The organism is Phyllobacterium endophyticum (assembly GCF_003010935.1).
GTDB lineage: Bacteria > Pseudomonadota > Alphaproteobacteria > Rhizobiales > Rhizobiaceae > Phyllobacterium > Phyllobacterium endophyticum.
In genome coordinates this window covers 394,896-415,939 of sequence record NZ_PGGN01000003.1, presented here as the reverse complement: position 1 = coordinate 415,939, position 21,044 = coordinate 394,896, and the positions used below count along the sequence as shown (strand labels likewise).

Genomic DNA, 21,044 nt, shown 5'->3' with positions numbered 1-21,044 from the left:
GGCTGGATTTCACATCACCGCCGACTGCGGCAGGATGAAGGGTACTTGCCTGCTGGGCAAAGCTCCGACTTTCAACGCGCATTCATAAACGCGAAGAATGCGGTCGTCAGTCAGCACTTCCTGAGCCGTGCCGACACAATCCACGCGGCCCCCGTGCATGACGACGACGCGATCCGCATACATCGACGTCAGGTTGAGATCATGCAGGATCGCGATTACCCCGCCGCCGCGTGTGGCGAAGGCACGGGCAATCTGCATGATGATGAGCTGATGCTTGATATCCAGACTGGAAACGGGCTCGTCCAGAAAGAGGAAGCGCGGCTGGTCGTCCAGAACCGGCTGCCAGACCTGGCAGAGAACGCGCGCAAGTTGGACGCGCTGCTGTTCGCCTCCGGAAAGCTCCTGGTAGAAGCGGCCGCCAAAGCCGGCAAGATCGACGAGTGCCAGCGCCTCGTCCGGAAGATCTGCGGCGACGTGAGGCGCTGCGCCGGAACGGCCGCTGGTCAGACCGAGCCTGACGATTTCGCGTACGGTGAAGGGAAATGACAACGAGGTCGATTGCGGCAGGATCGCCCGCATAGCCGCCATTTGCCAAGGTTTGAGATGGCTGAGGGAGTGTCCGTTGATCGTGATCTTTCCGGCAAATGGCAGATCGCCGGAAAGGGCCCGCATCAGGGTCGTCTTTCCGGAACCGTTCGGGCCGACGATGACAGTCATCTCCCCCGCCTGGGCATTGAAGCTGACATCTTTGATAATCGTCTTGCGTCCGAGAATGACGCTGACGTTGGAAACGCTAATCATTGTCAAAGATCCACAATGCCGCGGCGGCGCAGCAATATCCACAGGAAGACAGGTGCGCCCACGGCTGCCGTAACGATGCCGATCGGCAATTCGGACGGCGCGACGATGGTGCGGCTGACGGCATCCGCCAGCAGCAGCAGGCTTGCCCCGAGAAGCGCCGACGCGGGCAGCAGATAACGATGGTCCGGGCCGATGATCAGCCGAAGCAGATGCGGCACGACGACACCGACGAAGCCGATGCCACCGCTGACGGCGACGGAGGCGCCGGTTGCCGCAGCGACCACGACAATGGCGATGCGCTTGAAACGCTGGACAGGAATACCGAGGTGGCTTGCCGAGGCTTCACCGAGTGCGAGCCCATTGAGGCCGCGCGCGAGAAAGGGCGAAATTGCGAGCGCGGATACGATGAAGGGCCCGGCCGCCGCCATCTTGGGCCAGTTGGAGCCGGCGAGCGACCCCAGTGTCCAGAACGTCAGATCGCGCAACTGCCTGTCATCGGCGAGAAATGTCAGAAGACCGATATAGGCCAAGGCCATGGCGCCAAGGGCGATGCCTGCCAGCAGCATCGTGGCAATCGAGGTCTGCCCCCGTCTCGTGGCAACCGCATAGAGAATGAGCGTGAAGACGAGCGCTCCGAAGAACGCTGCGACTGGCAGGGCATAGAAACTGAAGATGGCGATGAATGGCGCAAGAATTGTCCCGCCAAGAACGATGACGCTGACCGCACCAAGGCCTGCACCAGCCGACACGCCGACGATGCCGGGATCCGCAAGCGGGTTGCGGAAAAGGCCCTGCATCACCGCGCCGGATACGGCCAGCGAAGCACCGATCAATGCGCCGAGAACGATCCGCGGCAGGCGGATATCATAGATGATGATGCTGTCGCGCAGGGATAGAACATCACTGTCCCCTGGCAGCAACGCCGTGATTGCCGAGACGAGCGACGCATCGGAGGCCCCTGCGGCAAGGCTGAACACGATCGTCACGAGCAATGCAAAGGCCAGCGCGGCGATGACGAGCCTGGCGAGGAACGACCGGTCGCCCTCGGCGCGTGTGCTGCCACCCTGTTCCGATCGTAGAGCAGCCGGTCTCATCAGCGCCGACTCACTCATTGGCTGACTTCGTTGCCGTAAAGTGACTTGGCAAGATCGTGCACGGCCTTTGCCGTCCGCGGACCGAAGCCGAGCAGATATTGCCCGCCCATGCGCACGATGGTCTTCGATTGTCCCGCAGGCGTCGCCGCAATCGCCGTATTGGCGAGAAGGTCGGCATCGGTGGTGGTGCGCGGCCCGCCCCCGTCCATGACAAGAATGACATCGGGCCTGGCTGTAAGGATGGCCTCTTCTGTCATCGTCTTGTAGCCGGTGTATCCGGTGACGACATTTTCCGCGCCGGCAAGCCCGATAATACCGTCAGCAGCTGTGTTGGTGCCTGCGGCCATGATCTTGCCACCGGCGGCACTGAGGACGAAAAGCACCCGTTTGCGTATCTTGACGTTTTTGGTTTCGGCCTGTGCCGCCTCCAGTTCCTGCTCGACCTTGGCAGAGAGCTTCCGGGCCTTGTCATCGACACCAAGCGCCTTGCCGACGATGCGGATTTTTTCCGATACGCTTGCCGCCGTGTAGTTTTCGGGAACGAACACGAAGGGTACGCTTGCTTTCTTCAGGACATCGATGGCCTCCCGCGGACCGGAACCTTCGACGGCGATGATCGCGGTCGGATTGATCGACAGGACGCCTTCCGGCGACAGCGCGCGCATATAGCCCACATCGGGAATCTTGTGTGCCGCTTCAGGAAAGACGCTGGTCGTATCGCGACCAACGAGCCGACCCTCTTCACCCAGATCGAAAATGATTTCGGTGATGGACCCGCCGATGGAAACGACACGGCTTGCATCAGGAATGGGGCCGGAGATTTCGTCTGCCAAAGACGCGGCGGGCGCTGCCAGAATGGCGAGGCACGCGGCAACGAGCGGGAGCTTCATCATCGCCATTTCCTATGCAGCCTCGCGCATCAGGCGCGGCAGAGCTTCGACGAGCTGGCGCCAGTCCTGGCGCTCGCCAGAACCCTCGTGCCTCTTGCCAAAGAACTGAATGATCATTTCACCCTCGCCGCCATAGGCTTCGAGCGAGGTGACATGGCCGTCCTTGGTCGGTTTGCGTACGGCCCACAGCTCGGCAATATGGTCTGTGCGCAGGTGCATATGAAATGTTTCGTCAAGAATGTTGATCCACGGACCCATCGGCTTCACGTTTTGGATCGGTCCGGAATGGATCTGGATGCAGCCACGATTGCCGACGAAGCACATGATAGGCAGCTGCGCTTGCGCGGCGTCGTGCATCATCGTGATCAGCGCACCCGTATCGAGCTGCCACGCAAAATCCTGCCCAATCACCTGCACCGCCTGATGGCGTGTCATGTTGAAGGAGCGCAGGATACCGAAAAATTCGTGCACGTCCTTCATCTGGGTCCAGCGGTCGCGTAACGCGGCGGCGTCCAGCTTCTCCAGCTCAAGGGTCTTTTCCTCGGGCTTTGCAAGCGGCGTCAATTCCACGCTTTGCGACTGATCGTCGAGGCGCAGCTTGGCGACGAGGGAGTGATAGGCTTCTACATTGGAGTTTGGACGCAGGTGAATCTTGTGAATGGCCTCACCGGCCGCATCGAAGAACTGCATGCTGCGGCGAATGTCTTCGCCGTCCTGCTTTTCCACTGCAAAGCCATGGGCCCATGAATTCGGGAAAAGCCGCATGTCGATCTGTTCACCGAGCATCATGCATGCGTGCTTGCCGACGATTGGCTTGTCATAGATGCCGATCTTCTCGTGCACGGCGCTCTCATTGCGGGTAAGTGCCATGACTTCGCCCAATGCCTCGATCTCGGTCAGGAACGTTTCGATACGAGGGCTGATGCGTATGACGTTGAGACCGCAATAGGAAGCCACCAGATCGGCTTCAGAGATCTGCAGCTGCTGCGCAAGATCGCGCTCGCGCATCTTCGGATTATCTGCCCTCGCCTGGCGGATCGCCTCGGGTGTGGGTTTTGCAGCGTCAGTCATGTCTCGAGCCCATTCGTTTCTTGCTACTTGTTGAGGATCAGTTTGCCCTGCCGGGTGATCTTGAGCCGGTAAAGCGAGCCTGCATGTTCGATGCCGACCTCGGTTGAGCCGTCGAACAGAATATCACTGCCAAAAACGCGGATATCGGATTGGACTGGCTGGGTGAAACTGGAGCGCATCTGCGCCACGTTGGGGACACGGACCTGCATATCGATGATGTGACGTCGGGACATGGCGTTTGGCCTTCCTGCTCCTCCGCGGGGGATGTTCCCCTGAAACTTGATGTCTATACTCACCTTTATGTCTCAACTGAAATAGGAGTCAACTACTCATATTAAGCGATATCGAAAAAGACCGACGTTGGAGGCTGTGCCCTGGACGTGGACGGAAAGAAAAAGGGCCCCATCGGGCCCTTTCGCATTCCAACGTCAATCCGTTGCTGATCAGAAGGGAGAATCCGGAAAGTAGAATTCCTTGGCGTTTTCCTTGGTGACAAGCGTCGCATCGAGAATGTACTTGCCGCGTACCGGAACCTGATCGTAGAAGTTCGCAACGGTCAGTTCCATTGCTGTCGCGATCATCGATGGCGGATAGAGAACGTTGATCGGTGTCATGGCGTCGCCATCGGCAACGCGCTTGATCATATCCTTCATGCCGGCACCGCCGATAACCATCTTGATGTCGGTGCGCTTGGCCTGACTGATGGCTTCGAGGACGCCAACGGCCATGTCGTCGTCCTGGCACCAGACAGCGTCGATCTTCGGAAACTTGGTCAGGTAATCCTGCATGATCTTGAATGCATCGTCGCGGGACCAGTTGCCGAACTGCTTGTCGAGAACCTTGATGCCACTTCCGGCAATCGCGTCGTCGAAGCCCTTCTGGCGCTCTTCGTCGATGACGATGGGCAGACCACGAATAACCACGACGTCGCCCGTCTTGAGCGTGTTCTTCAGATATTCGCCGGCGACACGGCCAAGTTCAGGGTTATTGCCGGCAACATAGAGATCCTGGATGGTCGGATCCGACAAGGCGCGGTCAACCACAGTGACGAACACACCCTTTTCCTTGACCTGACGCAGCGGATCGGTCAGTTCGTCGGAATTGTGCGGCAGGGTAACGAGAGCGTCGATTCCCTGTGTCGTCAGATCCTCGAGTGCATTGGCCTGCGAGGCGCCGTCAGGTGAAGTCTTGATGGTGATCTTCAATCCCGGATGTGCAGTTTCAAGCAGCTTTGCTGCCCGTTCGGCGTGGTAAACGACGCCGCCGGTCCAGCCGTGGTCAGCTGCCGGAATCGACACGGCGATATTGACTTCCTTGTCCTGCGCGTAGGCGAAGGTCATGGTCGAGGCGAGTGCTGCCCCGGCAAGACCGATCAAGAGTTTACGCATTAAATTTCTCCCAGTTTCAGATTAGGCCTTGATTGCGGATCGGTGGCGGCCCTTTCCCCCGTCCCGTTTAGGCTATGACGGTATTCAGGTCATAGCGGTTTGCAAATGGCGGTTTTCTCGTTTGCGGTTTTCATGAAGCATAATTTCCAGTGAACAGCTGCCTCACTTCTTCTTCTGCAGCGTGCGCTGAACGAGCATGGCGATGATAATAATCGTGCCCTGTACGGCTCCGATCAGATATTCACTGACGATGTTCGAAAGCACCATGATATTGCCGACGATCTCCAGCATGAACGCGCCGCAGATCGTGCCCCATATACGGCCGACGCCGCCCCGAAGCGCGGTACCACCGATAACCACGGCGGTAATTGCCTGGAGTTCCCACAGCATGCCGGTCGTGGTTGTCGCGGCGCCAAGGCGCGGGACATAGACGACCACGGCTATGGCGACGCAGATGCCCTGGATGATATAGGTCATGGCGCGAACGCGGTTGACGTGAATACCCGAGTACTTTGCCACATCCTCGTTTGAACCCACCGCGATCACATGCCGGCCGAACGATGTCTTGTAGAGAATGAACGCTCCGAGCAGTCCGGCCGCAATGATGATCCAGACCGGGATTGGCAGGCCAAGGAACACGCCCGTATAGACCGGACGGAACATGTTGCGCATGGCAATGGACTTCATCGCTATGGAACCGCCGTCCGCGAGCCATACCGTCACTGACCGGAAGATCGCCATGGTGCCGAGCGTAACGATGAAAGGTTCGATCTTGCCAATGGTGATGACCGCGCCATTAAGCAATCCGGCAAGCGCACCGACCCCGATTGCGACGGCAACGCCGGCGGCCAGCATCAAAACATCGCCATCTATCGAAGCCGAGTTCAGGAACAGGATCATGATGCCGGCGACAAGCGCAGCCATCGACCCGACCGAAAGATCAAGCCCGCCTGCGGAGATGACGAATGTGGCACCAATCGCGATGATCGCGATGAAGGAGGACCGGGTTAGAACGTTGAGCAGGTTGTCGATCGAAAGAAAGTTCGGATTTACCAGCGCGCCGAGAACGAACAAGGCGGCGAGCGCCAGGAATGGCGCAACGGCCGTCTTGTCGAGATCCGCCAGCTTGCGGCCAAAGCCGCGTGTGTCGGTGATTGTTTTTGTATCGCTCATGCGTTCCCCGCACTGTAAAGCTCTGCTTCGTTGATCTTGACGCCAGTGGCGTAGACGACGATCTCGTCTTCGGTCATTGCATCGCCGGTAACCTCTCCGACAATCCGAGCCGACCGCATGACGAGGATGCGGTGGCAGATGCCGATGAGTTCCTGCATTTCAGACGAGATGACGATGACCGATTTGCCCGCCTTGGCGAGGTCTGCAATGAATTTGTAGATTTGTTCCTTGGTGCCGATGTCGATGCCACGCGTGGGTTCATCGATGATGACGATGCTGGGCTCCAGCAGCATCATCTTGGCCAGGAGCAGCTTCTGCTGGTTGCCGCCGGAAAGCTGGCCGGCGAGGAGGTCGCGCCGGCGCGCGCGGATGTCGAAATCGCTGACCGCCTTGTCGAGGCTGGCATCCTCGCGCCTGCGTTCGATGAGCGGTCCCCTGGTGAATTTCTCCAGCGTCGCCAGCGTGAGATTGGTACGCAGGTCCTGCGAAAGGAGCAGCCCTTTCCCTTTGCGGTCCTCGCTGAGATAAACGATCCCGGCCGCCATGCTGTCGCGCACGGTATGAAACGTGACAGGTTTCCCGTTGAGTTTGACTTCACCATGAGCCGTACGCAGCCCGACGATGCCTTCGAGGAGCTCGGTTCGTCCTGCGCCGATCAGTCCGGCAAAGCCGAGTATTTCGCCCTTGCGCAGGTTGAAAGATGCATCGCGGGCATAGCCCGGAACATTGAAATTGGCGACTTCAAGCACGTTCTGGCGGCTCGCCGTGTCCTCGCGTTCCGGATAGAGTTTCGACATGTCACGACCGACCATCAGCCGCGCCATGTCGACCGGCTGCAATTGCGAGGCCTCGCGCGTGGCGACGAGCTTGCCATCGCGCAGCACCGTGATGCGGTCGGCGATCGCGCCGACTTCCGGCAGACGATGCGAGATGTAGAGAATGGCCACGCCCTTGTCCCTGAGATCACGAATGACCTTCAGCAGCGCTTCGGTCTCGAACGGCGTCAGCGATGCGGTGGGCTCATCGAAGATGACGACGCGATGCGGCACCTGAAGCGCCCGGGCGATCTGCACCAATTGCCGCCGTGCGATGGAAAGCCGCGAAATCTGCGTCGTCGGATCGATGTCGGCGCCAAGGCTTTGCACGGCTTCGGCAGACTGGCGGTTCATCTCGCGGTCATTCACCATGAGGCCGCGTTTCAACTCGCGGCCCATGAAGATGTTCTGCGCTACCGTAAGATCAGGCGCGAGCAGGATCTCCTGATGCACCAGAACGAGGCCGCGGTGCTCCGCGTCGACGGGGCCGGCAAAAGTCACCGGCTCACCGTCGATCGCCACTGTGCCCCGCGTTGGCTTGAGATGCCCGCTGAGGAGCTTCATCAATGTCGATTTGCCAGCACCGTTCTCGCCAATGATCGCGTGGACTTCACCGGGCATGATCGTCAGGCTGATATCGGTCAGCACCTCGACTGGCCCGAACGCCTTGGCTATGCCGCGCGCTTCGAGCACCGGCACTGTCGCAGGCCTGGTGGTTTGGTTGCCGCTCATCACACCTTCGTCCAAACGCCGCCGGCCTTCGACGATTTCACGGCAGCTTCGATGAATTCCATACCCGCAAGACCGTCCTCGACAGTCGGAAAGAAGACATCCTTCGGCGGCTTCTTGCCGGTGCGCGCGGCGAGGATGGCTTGCGCTGCCTCCGTGTAGATATTCGCAAAGCCTTCAAGATAGCCTTCCGGATGGCCGGACGGAACACGCGTCAGGCGTGCCGCCTCAGGGGATGCGCCGGCACCGCCGCGCGTGAGCAACTGTTTCGGCTTGCCGAAAGGCGTGTACCAGAGATAGTTCGGATCGGCCTGCGTCCATTCTAGCCCGCCCTTGGTGCCATAGATGCGCAGCTTCAAGCCGTTCTCATTGCCCGGCGCCACCTGGCTCGCCCAGATCATGCCCTTCGCGCCGCCTTCGAAACGCATGAGGATCTGAACATCGTCATCGAGCACCCTGCCCTCGCCGAAACTGGTCAGCTCGGCGCAAAGCTGCTTGAGCTTGAGGCCCGAAACGAAACAGGCAAGATTATAGGCGTGGGTGCCGATATCGCCAATGGCTCCGCCTGCGCCCGAACGCTTCGGATCGATGCGCCACTCGGCCTGCTTGTTGCCCGTGGCTTCGGTTTTTTCCGTCATCCAATCCTGCGGGTATTCCGCCTGTACCACGCGAATGTCGCCGAGCAACCCCTTTGCCACCATGGCGCGCGCCTGACGCATCATCGGATAGCCAGTGTAATTATGGGTAACAACGAACAGCTTGCCTGTCTTGCCGACCAGCGAAACCAGCTCCTTTGCCTCCTTGACGGTAGTGGTCAGCGGCTTGTCGCAGATGACGTGAATTCCGGCTTTCAGGAAGGCCTTGGCCGCCGGAGCGTGCATATGGTTGGGCGTGACGATGGATACCGCTTCAATACCGTCCGGACGTTTTGCCTCGGCCTTGGCCATCTCCTCGAAGGACGCATAGGCGCGGTCTTCGGCGATGCCGATTTCCTTCGCGGAAGCCTTGGCGCGCGCCGGATCCGACGAGAGCGCACCCGCGACGAACTCGTACTGATCATCCATGCGCAGCGCGATGCGGTGGACTGCGCCGATGAAGGCGCCCTGCCCGCCACCGACCATGCCGATACGAATGCGGCGGCTTGCAGTTTTTTCCCTCGATGCCCCGATAGCCATTGTTTGATCCTCTTACTTCAAGCCAAGAATACGGCGATTGGCCGCGTCGTCGGTGCCGGAGCCGGCGAAATCATCGAAGGCACGCTCGGTAACGCGAATCAGGTGGGCGTCGATGAACTGAGCCCCTTCGCGTGCGCCGTCCTCCGGGTGTTTCAACGCGCATTCCCATTCAAGTACCGCCCAGCCATCGAAATCATTGGCGGTCAATTTCGAGAATACCGCTCCGAAATCGACTTGCCCGTCGCCGAGCGAGCGGAAGCGGCCCGCACGATTGACCCACGACTGGTAGCCGCCATAGACGCCCTGCCGTCCGGTAGGATTGAACTCGGCGTCCTTGACGTGGAAGGCTTTGATCTTCTCATGGTAGATGTCGATGAACTCGAGATAGTCGAGCTGCTGCAGGACGTAATGAGACGGATCATAAAGCAGGTTGGCGCGCGGATGGTTTTTCGTGCTTTCCAGAAACATTTCGTAGGTGATGCCGTCGTGCAGGTCTTCGCCAGGGTGGATCTCATAGGCGGCATCGACGCCATGCTCGTCGAAATAATTCAGAATGGGCGTCCAGCGTTTTGCCAGTTCGTTGAATGCGGCTTCGACGAGACCTGCCGGACGCTGCGGAAACGGGTAAATGAAGGGCCAGGCGAGTGCGCCGGAAAACGTCGGTATGGCTTTCAGGCCAAGGTGCTTTGATGCCCGGGCGGCACGCTTGAGCTGATCGACCGCCCATTCCTGCCGTGCCTTCGGGTTGCCGTGCACTTCCGGCGCGGCAAAACCGTCCATCAACTCATCGTAGACCGGATGAACGGCCACGAGCTGCCCCTGAAGGTGAGTTGCGAGTTCCGTGATCGCCAGGCCATGCGAAGCCGCAACCCCTGCAATCTCGTCGCAATAATCCTTGGAATCGGAGGCCTTCTTCAGATCGATGAGGCGTCCGTCCCAGGCCGGAATCTGGATGCCTTTGTAGCCCAACCCTGCCACCCATGCGCACATCGCATCGAGCGAGTTGAATGGCGCTGCGTCGCCCGCGAACTGCGCGAGGAAAATCGCCGGTCCCTTGATCGTCTTCATATCTCTCCTCCAATTCTGTGCGTTGTTGTCAAGGCATGTTGTCTCTGATGAAAATATCGATGCGGATGTGCTCCTGGCCCGGAACGATCGGCCGTCCCTCGCGCAAGGCTGTCAGGATGCGGGCTGCGCTGCGGGCCATATGCCCGGCATCCTGGTTTATGATTGCGTCCACCGTGCCGCGCACGAGATGGCGGCGGGTCGAGGCCGTCAGTTCGTGTGCGACAAAGATGACGTCGCCTACGCGGTTCGTCGCTTCCAACGCGGCGATGACACCCGCCTGGCCTCCGCCGGCATTGTAGATGGCGACAAGGTCCGGATGGTCCTGCAGCAGCGAGCGGCTGACTGCTTCAACGCGCGCATTTTCATCGCGGGCCTCACGTACGGGCAAGACCTCGAGGTTGGAATATTCTCGGGACAAGATCTGTTCGAAACCGAACTGGCGCTCCACGTGGTCGCGCAGTGCCAGCGAACCGGCGATCATGCCGACCTTGCCCCTGCGTGGCCCTACAAAGCGGCCGATCAGCGAGGCTGCCGTGCGCCCTGCGGCGAAATTATCGATGCCGACATAATGCGCGCGTCGGGAATTCGGCACATCGGACACGAGAGTCAATACGACCACGCCGGCATCTGCCAGCGCGTTGATCGCCTCCGTGACCGCGGGATGGTCGAGCGCAACCACGGCAACGCCATCGATGCCGCCGGGAAGCCTCTCAAGCGCCGCGGCCAAGGCCTCGCCGTCAAATGTATCGACATGCTGTATGGACAGCCGGACGCGCTCTTGCAGTTGCCGTTCGCGGGTAGCGCTGAACTCTTCGCCGAGGGCCCGCATGAACTCGTTTTCGCCCTTGGGCAGGATGATGCGGAAATCATAGTCGCGGCCGCGTGCAAGGCGCGATGCGTGAGGATCGGGTAGGAAACCAAGCTGTTTGATGGCCGCATTGACGCGTTCGATGGTGCGCGCATGCACACCAATTCGTCCGTTCACGACACGATCAACCGTTGCAAGACTGACACCGGCTTCCCGCGCGACGTCTTCGAGCGTCATCTTCCCCACGAGAATTCTCCTCCGACCAAAGTCTAGATGAGGGAAATGAGGTGTGCAACTCTTTTTGAGTGGTTTTGATGGGAAAACGCTATTTCTCGCGCGGCTGCGGCAGACCAGACCCGGCGGCGACCATGCTCCCTTCCTTTTGTGCGATGACCGCTTCGAGCAGAGTGCGTGCCGCGTTACGCACTTCCTCCTGCATGGCAGCATCCGCATCCAGTTCTTCGTGACTGGTGGCGTAAGGCTTCCAATACCCGATGTAGCGATCTATTTCGGCGAGTGGCCCGGCGGGAACCATCTGCATGAAACGAAGCCAATCTGACAGGCTGCGGCGGACGTTCTCGGCTCCCTCCACGTCGCCGTGGACGACGACCGAGAACAGCCGCCCCTGCAGGTGCCGGGGATAATCCCAGCCTCGCAATTCGATCTCCTTGGCAAGCCTGGCGTCTTTACCCTGGGTGAGCGTCGGGTCGGGATTACCGCCATCTGCGCAGACGAGACGGTCCATCATGAGTTTTACCGGCGAACTGACCTGATACCAGTTTACGGGTGTGACGATCATCACACCGTGCGCCGCAACCCACATGGGGTATATATCGTTCATCCAGTCCTGCGTCTGCCCAAGCGAGTAGTTGGGATAGCAGGAGCAGGGCCAATGGCACAGTGCCGGCGATGTCGAGAAACACGCCTTGCAGGGATGGATATTCCGACCATATTCCGACGCAAGCCTTGCGAGGTCGAGAATCTCGACTTCGATATCGCCGCGCGCCTGCAGCACGCCGCGGGCGATCTCCATCAAGCGGAAAGACTTCGACGCCTCGCCCGGACAGGTATGTTCGCTGCGGGACGATCCACTGATCAACAGAATGCGCCGCTTCTGTGCCGGATCTTCATGCCGGCGTTCCGCCGCCCGGATCCTTTCCCGGGCATCGATCCAATCGACGGCTAGATCGTATTCCGGATCGTGAAACTCAGGCCCGGCCTTGCGGGTTTGCGGGCTCTTGCGCTGATCGCTATATGCATCCCAAGCGGCGCTGGCGATGCTGTCGAGCTCGGCCTTCAAGCCGTGGAAAGCATCGTCCTTGAACTGGCCCAGGAACCGCGCCCGGAATTCAGCCTCGCCCAGCCTTGGACTGGGCGTCCCCTTACGCGGTTCGGGAACCCGCAATCAGGCGCCCTCTCGTGCAACGAACTTGTTGAATCTGCTTGGCTTGCCGTCGCTGGTCTTGTCCTGGTAAAGGAAGGCAAGCTGGCGGTCGTCGAATACTTCGAAGAAATCATCCCAGGAAATCTTTTCCAGATTTTCCTCGGGCTTTCCGAAATCGATCCGCAGAATGCCTCCTTCACCGCGCCCGGCGACCTTCGAAGGGGTGCCGTCGCGCTCTTCCACCCACTTGCGAATAACTTCGTGATCCGTCGTTGATTGCGTCGATGACATCTTTCGCACTCCTGTGTCGGTAGAGACGTTCGTTATCGAACGCATGGCGCGACAGAAGAGTTCCGGGCTGAGGCGTTGGACTGCGGCGATAGGATCGTCAGTGGCTGAAGTTCAGGAAGGCAGCCGTCTCACTATCGATTGGAATTCCATCGCGCAGGCGCTGCGCTTCGACGTCCCACTCCCGATCACCTGGCGCCATGACCTTGCCGCCATCGGCAGCAGGAACCTTCCGGAGTGAATCGAGGTAAGCGCGCATACCCGCCGCAAAGACATTGGCGCCTGCAAAGCGGGCGGGGTCGATTGCAAGGAAGAAGTGCCCCATGTTGCGCGGGGTGGATATGTTGTCTGTGTTGACCATCGGGATAAAGTCAGGATCGAGGGTCGTACCGGTCAGCACGGCTGAAAGCAGCGTCGCAACGCCGGCAAGCCCCGCACCCTTGAAGCCGAACCCCTCCCCTCCGAGCGGCAATAACATCTGTGCAACATTTGGATCTCGGGTCGGCGCGCCATTTTCGTCCGCTGCAACGCCGTCGGGCAGTTCTTTTCCAAGCGAGCGGTAGAGCAGCACGCGGTTGAGCGGGATCGAGGAGGTAGCCATGTCAAGCAGCCATGGCTTCTCGCCTGTCACGGGCGCGGCAAAAGCGAGCGGGTTCGTTCCGTGAAAGGGTTCGGTTCCCTCGAAAAGACCCACGATCGAATCGGTGTTGGTGGTGGCAAAGCCGATCATGCCCGCCTCCGCAATGGCAAGGGCATAAGCTCCGGCAGCCCCGAAGTGCGAGGAGCGGGTAGCACCGACAGCACCTACTCCGCTTTCCCGCGCGATTTCGATGGCGACGGATACGGCACGATAGGATGTCAGGTGCCCGAGCCCATTATCGCCGTCGACCATGGCGGTGGCAGGACCGGTGCGGTGGCATGAGACCACTGCGTGCGCATTGACGCGTCCTCCGCGCAGAACCTTGCAATAATGCTTGATCAAGCGGGCCCCGTGACTATCCACGCCAAGGCGGGATGCGTGCATCAGCGCCATCGTCGTTGCCGCTGCTCCTTCCTCGTCCACGCCTTCCGCCGCAAGCGCCGCCATAAGGCGTTTCGCAAGTTCGTCGGCCGTAACAAGAATTTCCGCCATCTGATCCACCATCCCCTTAAATATCTAGGTGTCCGGAATTCTAATATATGATATCTCAGATATGAGTACGACTGGAGATGTCTTTGTGACGCTGACGCTTGCGCGAGGTCCTTCACTGACGGAACAAGCGGCCGCGCATATTCGTGGCCGCATCGTACACGGAACATTGCAGTGTGGCGAACCCTTGTCCGAGCTGGCGCTGGCGCAGGAACTCGGCGTCAGCAAAACCCCGGTTCGCGAGGCTCTCCTCGAACTGAAGCGACAGGGACTCGTCGAAATACATCCCCAGCGCGGCACGTTCGTGTTCGAGATGAGTTCAGCCCAAGTCGTGCAACTCGCCGAAATGCGCTCGATACTGGAACTTGCGGCCCTCCGCCTCGCGATGGACCGCAATGGACAAGCCCTTAGCCTGCGCTGGGCCGAACTCGTCGCCGCCATGGACGTTGCCATGGCAAACGAAAACACCGAGGATTACCGCGTCCTGGACGGCGTGTTTCATCAGGTGATGTTCGACCTTGCTGAAAACCAGTTTCTATCCGAGACGTTCACGGTCATCGCATTCCGCATTCAGGCGTTGCGCAATCGGCTCTCTCTTGACCCGGCACTCAACGAAAAGTCGCATGGAGAGCACAAGCGCCTGGTGGCACTTGCCGCAGGTGGCGAGGCCGAAAAAGTGGCGGAGCTGCTTGCCTGGCACATCGAATGGACGCGTTCTTCTTACATAGACCTGCTCGGATTGCCCGCAGGGGACAGCAGATCGACGCGGGGCGGCGAGCGACGGTTGAAGGCGGGAAAATAGTCGCCGCCGGTTATGCGGTGGCTAGAGCAACGATCGGCACGGGAGGGCCGGGAAATGGCAGCGGCACAAGACTTTCTTTCATCCGATGATGAGCGATTCAGCTCCTTTTTCCAGTCCGGTGCCAGACTGGAGCAAATTGCGACGGGCTTCATCTGGGCGGAAGGTCCCGTCTGGATCAACGAGACCCATGAATTGCGGTTCTCCGACATTCCCAACAATCGGATCATGTCATGGTCGCACGCGAACGGCCTGCAGGTCTTCCGCCAGCCATCGCAACGTGCCAATGGCAACACGCTGGACCGGGACGGCGCCATGATATCGTGCGAACATGGCGGGCGCTGCGTCAGCCGTACCAACAAGGATGGCAGCTACGAAGTTCTTGCCACCCACTGGAATGGCAAGCGGCTGAACTCTCCCAATGACGTTGTGGTCAAATCCGATGGCTCCATCTGGTTCACCGATCCGCCCTACGGCATCATTTCCGATCATGAGGGTATCCGTGCGCCAAGCGAAATCGGCAGCAACCAGGTCTACCGGATCGACCCGCAGACGCACCTCATAGAGGTGGTTGCGGATGATTTCGACCGGCCGAACGGACTTGCCTTTTCCCCCGACGAGTCCGTGCTCTATATCGCCGATTCCGGGCGGGCTCGCGGCCATGGCTTCGGTTTTGACGATGCGCGTCCCCACAATGTGCGCGCCATGGACGTGGTCGACGGAAAGAGGCTTGGCAATAGCCGCGTGGTTGCCGATATCGACATGGTGCCGGACGGGCTGCGCGTCGACAGCGAGGGTCTGCTGTGGATATCCGCGGAGGACGGAGTTCACTGCTACACGCCGGGTGGCACAAGGCTCGGCCGCATCCTTGTGCCGGAGGTGGTCGCCAATCTCACCTTTGGCGGCCCGGAAAAGTCGCGGCTGTTCATTGCGGCCACGAGTTCGATCTATGCAGTCGAGACGACCCGGCGAGGTGTGCAAAACCCATAACCGAAGCAAAGCAAGAAGAAATCAACGAGGAGGAGGAACCGAAATGAAAACGACGCTGAAATATCTGCTGACGGCTACGGCTGCCAGCCTGGTGATGACGGTATCTGCCTATGCGGCGGGGCCCGAAATCGTCAAGGGCCCGAGCAAGGACGCGCAATGTTTCAAACCGTTGACGGCCGAAACAAAGTTTTTCCAATGGCCCAAGAAGGAAGGGCCCTACCGCATCGCGCTGGCCAATGGTTTCATCGGCAACACCTGGCGTATCCAGATGATCCAGACCGCCAAGGCCTATGCTGCCTTGCCGGAGGTGAAGGCAAAGCTCAAGGAATTCAAGGTGGTCTCCACGGGTGACGATGTCGCTGCCCAGATTGCCGCGGTCGATAATTTCATCAATTCCGGCTACGACGCAATCGTCGTGAACGCGCAGAACCCGACAGCTTTCAAGCCGGTCATCAAGCGCGCCAATGCCGCCGGTGTCATCCTTGTCGCATTCGACAACACGCTTGATACCGATGAGGCAATCAATGTGAATGTCGATCAGAAGGGGCTTGGTGAATTGTGGGGCAACTGGCTTGTCAAGAATGTGCCTGGCAACAAGGGCAAGCTGCTCGAAGTCCGCGGCGTTACCGGAACCTCGGTCGATCGCGATCGTCACGAAGGTATTCAGGAGGTGCTGAAGAAATCAGGCGGGGATTGGGAAACTGTTGAGGTAGTCGGCCGCTGGGACGATGGCACGGCCCAGAAGGTCGTCGCCGATGCGATTGCGGTCCACAAACGTTTTGACGGTGTTTCCGTCCAGGGTGGATCGACCGGAACTGTTCGTGCCATGATCGATGCCAAGCATCCGTTCGTTCCCGTTGGTGGTGAAACAGAAAACGGCTTTCGCAAGCTCTGTTCGCAATATTCCAAGGAAGGACTGAAATGCACCTCTGCGGGCACGGGTCCTGCACAGGTTGCGGTTGCGATAAAGACGGCGATTGCCGCACTCGAGGGAGAGGTGGTTCCGCAGTCGATTTCCCTGCCATTGTCCGTTGTGGAAGATCCCGATTTCAAGGATGGCGACAGCTTCTATTCTAAGGAAACGGATAATTTCTTCGTGGGCAATTCCTTCCCGACCTGCGGCATAAACTTCACGGCGCAGGAGATCATGGGGCAAAGCAAGGCCGATCAATAAATCGGTACTTCCGGGGCGCAGCCGTGCGCTCCGGAACTCCTGGGAGGGCTGTTCGTGTCTGACACTGCACCAATTCTGGAAATGAAACATGTCTCGAAACGCTATGGTGGCATTGCCGCGTTGAACGACGTGGATTTCGTCGCGTATCCCGGCCAAATTCACGCGGTTCTCGGCGAGAACGGTGCTGGCAAATCGACGCTGATCAAGATCGCGGCCGGTGTGACCGACCCGAGCGACGGCGAGCTTTTCGTCGAGGGCCGTCGTGTGAATTTCCGCAACCCGGTGGAAGCGATGGCCGCAGGCGTTGTTTGCGTGTTTCAGGAACTTTCGCTTCTGCCTGACATGACGGTCGCGGATAATCTCTCGATTGTCTCCCCTCCCCTTCGCGGCGGTTTGATCGACAGTGCCGGACAGCGCCAGCGAGCGCGCGAGTTGCTGGCGATGATCGGCTGTGAGGATGTGCATCCACTGGAGCTCGTGCGCGACCTGCCGCTTTCGCGGCGTCAGATGGTCGAAATTGCCAAGGCACTTGGCAAAAGGCCCAAACTGCTCATTCTGGACGAGGCAACCTCGGCATTGACGGCCGCTGACGTTGAACGCGTCTATGCGATTATTCGCAAGCTGAGATCTGACGGTACCGGCATACTCTACGTTTCGCACCGGATGCACGAGATCGAGGCGCTTGCGGACGTTGCAACCGTTTTCCGCAATGGCCGCAGGATCGAGACGTTCAAAAAGGGCGAGCGCTCGGTCAGCGCCATCGTCCAGATGATGATCGGTCGTGAATTGACACATCATTACCCCGACAAGCCGGCACCGAAGCCGATGGAACCGGTAGCACTGTCTGCCAAGAACCTTTCCTGGGGTACGCAGTTGCGCGATATCTCGCTCGACATTCGCAAGGGAGAAATCGTCGGTCTTGGAGGGCTGGATGGCCAGGGACAGCGATCATTGCTGCTGGCGCTTTTCGGAGTGCTCAAGGGCGTCACCGGTACGGTCGAGATAATGGGAAAACCGCACCGTCTTTCGGGGCCTCGTTCCGCGATGAGGGCGGCCTTGCCCGTAGCGCTCATTCCGGAAGACCGAAAGACCGAGGGCCTGATGCTGCCTATGAACATCCGCGACAATATCAGCCTTGCATCGTTGTCACGCTTCAAGCGGGGGTTGGGTCTGGATGGCAGCAAGGAACACTCGGCTGTGGAAAAAATGATCGACAGCCTGAAGATCAAGGTCGCCGATCTTGCTGCGGCGGTTTCCACCCTGTCGGGTGGCAACCAGCAAAAGGTCGTGCTTGCGAAATGGCTGATGACTGGCCCGGGCATCATTCTGCTCAATGACCCGACGCGCGGTATCGATGTAGGGACCAAACAGGAGGTGTACCAGCTGCTTCGGGACCTTGCGGACAAAGGCGTCGCCATTCTCTTCTATTCCACCGACTATGCGGAACTGATCGGCTGCTGCGACCGCGTTCTCGTCATGTACAATGGCGGGATTGCGCGGGAACTCGAAGGCCAGCACCTGAACGAGCGCACGATCATCGAGACCGCACTGAACGTCGATGACAAGGAACAGGCGGCATGAACGATCTTCGCCACCGCATCCATCACAATGGCGGCCTTTTGGCGGCTATCGCTCTCTTCATCGTGATGTTCATCATTTATATCAGCAATCATCCGGTCGGCCTGACTGCGGCCGTGGCGACCACCGCCACCAACAAGGCCGTTCTACTCGCGCTGGTTGCCATGGCGCAGACCCTGCCGGTGCTGACCCGTGGTCTCGACCTTTCCGTCGGAATGGTTTTCATCCTGGCCAATTGCCTCGCATCGGTCTTCGTGGTGGGCACAATCGGAGAGGGTTTGCTTGGCATTGTCCTGGTTCTGGGCGCCGGTGCGCTGGCGGGCTTTATCAACGGGGCAATCATAGTCTGGGGCCGGCTTCAGCCCATCATCACGACGCTGGCGACGGGGGCGGTCTATTACGGCATAGCGCTTTATGTCCGCCCAGGCCCCGGCGGCGACGTGCAATCCGATATCGCCGATCTCGCAACGGGCCAGCTATTTGGCGTCGTGCCCGCGGCGCTGGTTGTGTTGCTTGCAACGGTTCTGATCGTCTGGCTGCCATATCGTCATTCTGTGCTTGGTCGCGCAGCCTATGCTGTGGGATCCAACGAGCAGGCGGCCTACATGTCCGGCGTTCCGGTGCAGCGGGCGAAGCTATTGGCCTATACGCTGGCAGGCCTGCTCGCTGCCATTGGCGGCCTGATGCTGACCTTCAACACCTATTCAGGCGAGGCTTCGTCACCGATCGCCGGAACCTATACGCTCAATTCCATCGCGGCCGTGGTGATCGGAGGAACGTCGCTATTCGGTGGCTGGGGCTCCGCCATCGGCTCGATCTTCGGCGCGTTCGTGCTTCGCACCATCGAGGATCTGCTCTTCGTCTTCGATCTGGACCCGCTGTGGCAACCGCTGTTCCAGGGTGTGGTGCTGCTGGCGGCAGTCAGTCTTGGCGCCGTGCGTGTTCTGCGCATCCGCAACCGTCTGGAGCTTTTTGCATGAGCGAGTCAAAAACTCCGGCCAATGCCATTCCTGTCCTTCGCTTCGCCGTCGACCGGTCCCTTGTCATTGCCTTCGGCTGCATCATTCTCATGCTGCTCGGCGGCGCGCTTTATTCCCGCGAGTTCCTTTCTCCTGAATATCTCCTGCAACAGCTGCAGATCAGTGCTTTCCTCGGCATCATCGCGTCGGGAGCCATGATGGTCATCCTGATCGGTCACATCGATCTGTCTATCCCCTGGACGGTAACCCTCGGGGCGATGATGGCAACTGCGGTTGCGGGCTGGTACGGCGAGACCGGCAACGTGCTGGCGATACCGGTCGGGGTGCTTTGCGGAGCAATGGTGGGGCTGCTGAACGGGCTTGGCGTTGCCTATCTGCGCCTGCCTTCGATGATCTTTACGCTCGGCATGAACGCCGTCGTCCAAGGGCTGATGGTCTTGCATACGGGTGGATTCGCGCCTCAGGACCATGCGACCGAGGCGATGCACTTTCTCGCCGTGGGACGTCCGATCCTCGGGATTCCGAACGCTCTGCTGATATGGATCGTCGTTGGTGCAATCACGATCTTTCTTTTGACCCGCACGGCTTTTGGCCGCCGCGTCTATGCGGTGGGCAACCGCGAAGCCGCCGCCTATCTCTCCGGCGTCAATACCAATGCTGTCATCATCGGCTGCTTTATCCTTTCGGGTGCCGCCGCCGCTTTCGCGGGTGTCCTCCTTGCAGGCTATTCGACCAAGGCCTATCAGGCCATGGGCGATCCCTATCTGCTTCCGGCTATTGCCGCCGTCGTCCTTGGAGGTACCAATATCCTCGGCGGGCGCGGCAATTATCTCGGCACAATTGCGGGTGTCGTCTTGATAACTCTGCTGCAATCGATCCTTGCGGTGATGCAGATGCCTGAGGCCGGGCGGCAGATCATCTATGGCCTGGTTATTCTCGTGATGCTGCTGGCCTATGGACGTGGCGAGATCGATCGAAAATAACACAGATGCTGGACAAGCCCTCCCCGAGAGTCGATGCTGGGCGTGAAGCGGGAAAGGCCTCCGATGCGCGCAGCAGATGTTTCAACGGCACCGGCCGTCACCTGTCGGGATTACACGCTCGCCGAATTGCGCGCCGACGGCGCCGTTCATATCGTCGGGGTCACTCTGGCTCTGGCCGGATCAATAGCGCTCCTGTCCTTCATGGTTGATGACCGGGCAGCGGGCGGTTCCTACCTCGCTACAGCGGTCTATGTCATTACGCTGGTACTCTCGATGTCATTGTCGGCCCTGTACAATATCTGGCCTGTCTCGCCGGCGAAGCGGTTCCTGAGGCGCTTTGATCACTCGGCGATCTATCTCCTGATTGCCGGAACCTATACGCCTTTCATGGCCAAGACCGGAACCTGGTGGCTACTGATCGGGGTGTGGGCAATCGCCGTCGTCGGGGTGTTCCTGAAACTGTTGAAGCCTGATCGCTTCGACAGGCTGTCCATAGGCCTTTATCTCGGACTGGGCTGGAGCGGCGCTGCTGCCTATCAGGAGTTTTCCGGGGCGCTTTCGGCAGATGTGCTTTGGCTTATTCTGGCGGGCGGCCTCGTCTATTCCTTCGGTGTTATCTTCCACGTCTTCGAGAAATTGCCGTTTCACAACGCGATATGGCACGCTTTCGTGCTGATCGCAGCGAGCATCCACTTCGTGGCGGTGTGTTCGGCTGTCGCATGAACTC

21 protein-coding genes are annotated in these 21,044 nt (G+C 59.4%); 7 read left to right on the top strand and 14 right to left on the bottom strand.

Annotation, left to right across the window (positions count from 1 at the left end; all coding sequences use genetic code 11):
* Positions 1-9: 9 nt before the first annotated feature.
* The 14 genes from CU100_RS16180 to CU100_RS16115 all read right to left on the bottom strand — a co-directional run bounded on the left by CU100_RS16180 (position 10) and on the right by CU100_RS16115 (position 13,816).
* Positions 10-801, bottom strand: a complete 792-nt coding sequence (locus CU100_RS16180; RefSeq protein WP_106717617.1) for a heme ABC transporter ATP-binding protein — start codon at positions 799-801, stop codon at positions 10-12.
* A gap of 2 nt (positions 802-803) precedes the next feature.
* Positions 804-1,895: a FecCD family ABC transporter permease gene (locus tag CU100_RS16175; RefSeq protein WP_106718004.1), complete on the bottom strand. Its 1,092-nt coding sequence runs from the start codon at positions 1,893-1,895 to the stop codon at positions 804-806.
* 14 nt (positions 1,896-1,909) lie between these two features.
* Positions 1,910-2,788: a heme/hemin ABC transporter substrate-binding protein gene (locus CU100_RS16170; RefSeq protein ID WP_245419064.1), complete on the bottom strand. Its 879-nt coding sequence runs from the start codon at positions 2,786-2,788 to the stop codon at positions 1,910-1,912.
* Between the two features lie 9 nt (positions 2,789-2,797).
* Positions 2,798-3,856, bottom strand: a complete 1,059-nt coding sequence (locus CU100_RS16165; RefSeq protein ID WP_106717615.1) for a hemin-degrading factor — start codon at positions 3,854-3,856, stop codon at positions 2,798-2,800.
* 23 nt (positions 3,857-3,879) lie between these two features.
* On the bottom strand, positions 3,880-4,035 hold the full coding sequence (hemP, locus tag CU100_RS16160) for a hemin uptake protein HemP (RefSeq protein WP_245419114.1): 156 nt from the start codon (positions 4,033-4,035) through the stop codon (positions 3,880-3,882).
* 264 nt (positions 4,036-4,299) lie between these two features.
* Entirely contained in the window at positions 4,300-5,244 is a 945-nt protein-coding gene (locus CU100_RS16155) for a substrate-binding domain-containing protein (RefSeq protein ID WP_106717614.1), read from the bottom strand.
* A gap of 162 nt (positions 5,245-5,406) precedes the next feature.
* Positions 5,407-6,417, bottom strand: a complete 1,011-nt coding sequence (locus CU100_RS16150; protein WP_106717613.1) for an ABC transporter permease — start codon at positions 6,415-6,417, stop codon at positions 5,407-5,409.
* Entirely contained in the window at positions 6,414-7,964 is a 1,551-nt protein-coding gene (locus CU100_RS16145) for a sugar ABC transporter ATP-binding protein (protein ID WP_106717612.1), read from the bottom strand. The genes CU100_RS16150 and CU100_RS16145 overlap by 4 nt, the downstream gene beginning before the upstream one ends.
* On the bottom strand, positions 7,964-9,136 hold the full coding sequence (locus CU100_RS16140; protein ID WP_106717611.1) for a Gfo/Idh/MocA family protein: 1,173 nt from the start codon (positions 9,134-9,136) through the stop codon (positions 7,964-7,966). The genes CU100_RS16145 and CU100_RS16140 overlap by 1 nt, the downstream gene beginning before the upstream one ends.
* A 12-nt stretch (positions 9,137-9,148) precedes the next feature.
* Complete coding sequence (locus CU100_RS16135; RefSeq protein WP_106717610.1) at positions 9,149-10,204, bottom strand: sugar phosphate isomerase/epimerase family protein; 1,056 nt, start codon at positions 10,202-10,204, stop codon at positions 9,149-9,151.
* Positions 10,205-10,232: 28 nt separating this feature from the next.
* Complete coding sequence (locus tag CU100_RS16130) at positions 10,233-11,249, bottom strand: LacI family DNA-binding transcriptional regulator (protein WP_106717609.1); 1,017 nt, start codon at positions 11,247-11,249, stop codon at positions 10,233-10,235.
* An 88-nt stretch (positions 11,250-11,337) separates the two neighbouring features.
* Positions 11,338-12,417, bottom strand: a complete 1,080-nt coding sequence (locus CU100_RS16125; protein WP_106717608.1) for a flavodoxin family protein — start codon at positions 12,415-12,417, stop codon at positions 11,338-11,340.
* Positions 12,418-12,687 carry a hypothetical protein gene (locus tag CU100_RS16120; protein WP_106717607.1) on the bottom strand — a complete coding sequence of 90 codons (270 nt, stop codon included), beginning with the start codon at positions 12,685-12,687 and terminating at the stop codon, positions 12,418-12,420. It abuts the gene before it with no gap.
* 97 nt (positions 12,688-12,784) lie between these two features.
* Positions 12,785-13,816 (bottom strand): Ldh family oxidoreductase, encoded by a 1,032-nt coding sequence (locus CU100_RS16115; protein WP_106717606.1) that lies wholly within the window; start codon positions 13,814-13,816, stop codon positions 12,785-12,787.
* A gap of 61 nt (positions 13,817-13,877) precedes the next feature.
* On the opposite strand from CU100_RS16115, the gene CU100_RS16110 reads away from it, so the two are divergent.
* The 7 genes from CU100_RS16110 to trhA all read left to right on the top strand — a co-directional run bounded on the left by CU100_RS16110 (position 13,878) and on the right by trhA (position 21,040).
* Positions 13,878-14,615, top strand: coding sequence for a GntR family transcriptional regulator (locus CU100_RS16110; protein WP_106717605.1), 738 nt, complete (start codon positions 13,878-13,880; stop codon positions 14,613-14,615).
* A 54-nt stretch (positions 14,616-14,669) separates the two neighbouring features.
* Positions 14,670-15,602 carry an SMP-30/gluconolactonase/LRE family protein gene (locus CU100_RS16105; RefSeq protein WP_106717604.1) on the top strand — a complete coding sequence of 311 codons (933 nt, stop codon included), beginning with the start codon at positions 14,670-14,672 and terminating at the stop codon, positions 15,600-15,602.
* A gap of 94 nt (positions 15,603-15,696) precedes the next feature.
* Positions 15,697-16,776 (top strand): sugar ABC transporter substrate-binding protein, encoded by a 1,080-nt coding sequence (locus CU100_RS16100; protein WP_407070343.1) that lies wholly within the window; start codon positions 15,697-15,699, stop codon positions 16,774-16,776.
* Between the two features lie 81 nt (positions 16,777-16,857).
* Positions 16,858-18,357 (top strand): sugar ABC transporter ATP-binding protein, encoded by a 1,500-nt coding sequence (locus tag CU100_RS16095; RefSeq protein ID WP_106717602.1) that lies wholly within the window; start codon positions 16,858-16,860, stop codon positions 18,355-18,357.
* Positions 18,354-19,334 carry an ABC transporter permease gene (locus CU100_RS16090; RefSeq protein ID WP_106717601.1) on the top strand — a complete coding sequence of 327 codons (981 nt, stop codon included), beginning with the start codon at positions 18,354-18,356 and terminating at the stop codon, positions 19,332-19,334. Before CU100_RS16095 ends, CU100_RS16090 begins: the two co-directional genes overlap by 4 nt.
* Positions 19,331-20,317: an ABC transporter permease gene (locus CU100_RS16085; RefSeq protein WP_106717600.1), complete on the top strand. Its 987-nt coding sequence runs from the start codon at positions 19,331-19,333 to the stop codon at positions 20,315-20,317. Before CU100_RS16090 ends, CU100_RS16085 begins: the two co-directional genes overlap by 4 nt.
* A 63-nt stretch (positions 20,318-20,380) precedes the next feature.
* On the top strand, positions 20,381-21,040 hold the full coding sequence (trhA, locus tag CU100_RS16080) for a PAQR family membrane homeostasis protein TrhA (protein WP_106717599.1): 660 nt from the start codon (positions 20,381-20,383) through the stop codon (positions 21,038-21,040).
* The last annotated feature ends 4 nt before the right edge of the window (positions 21,041-21,044 follow it).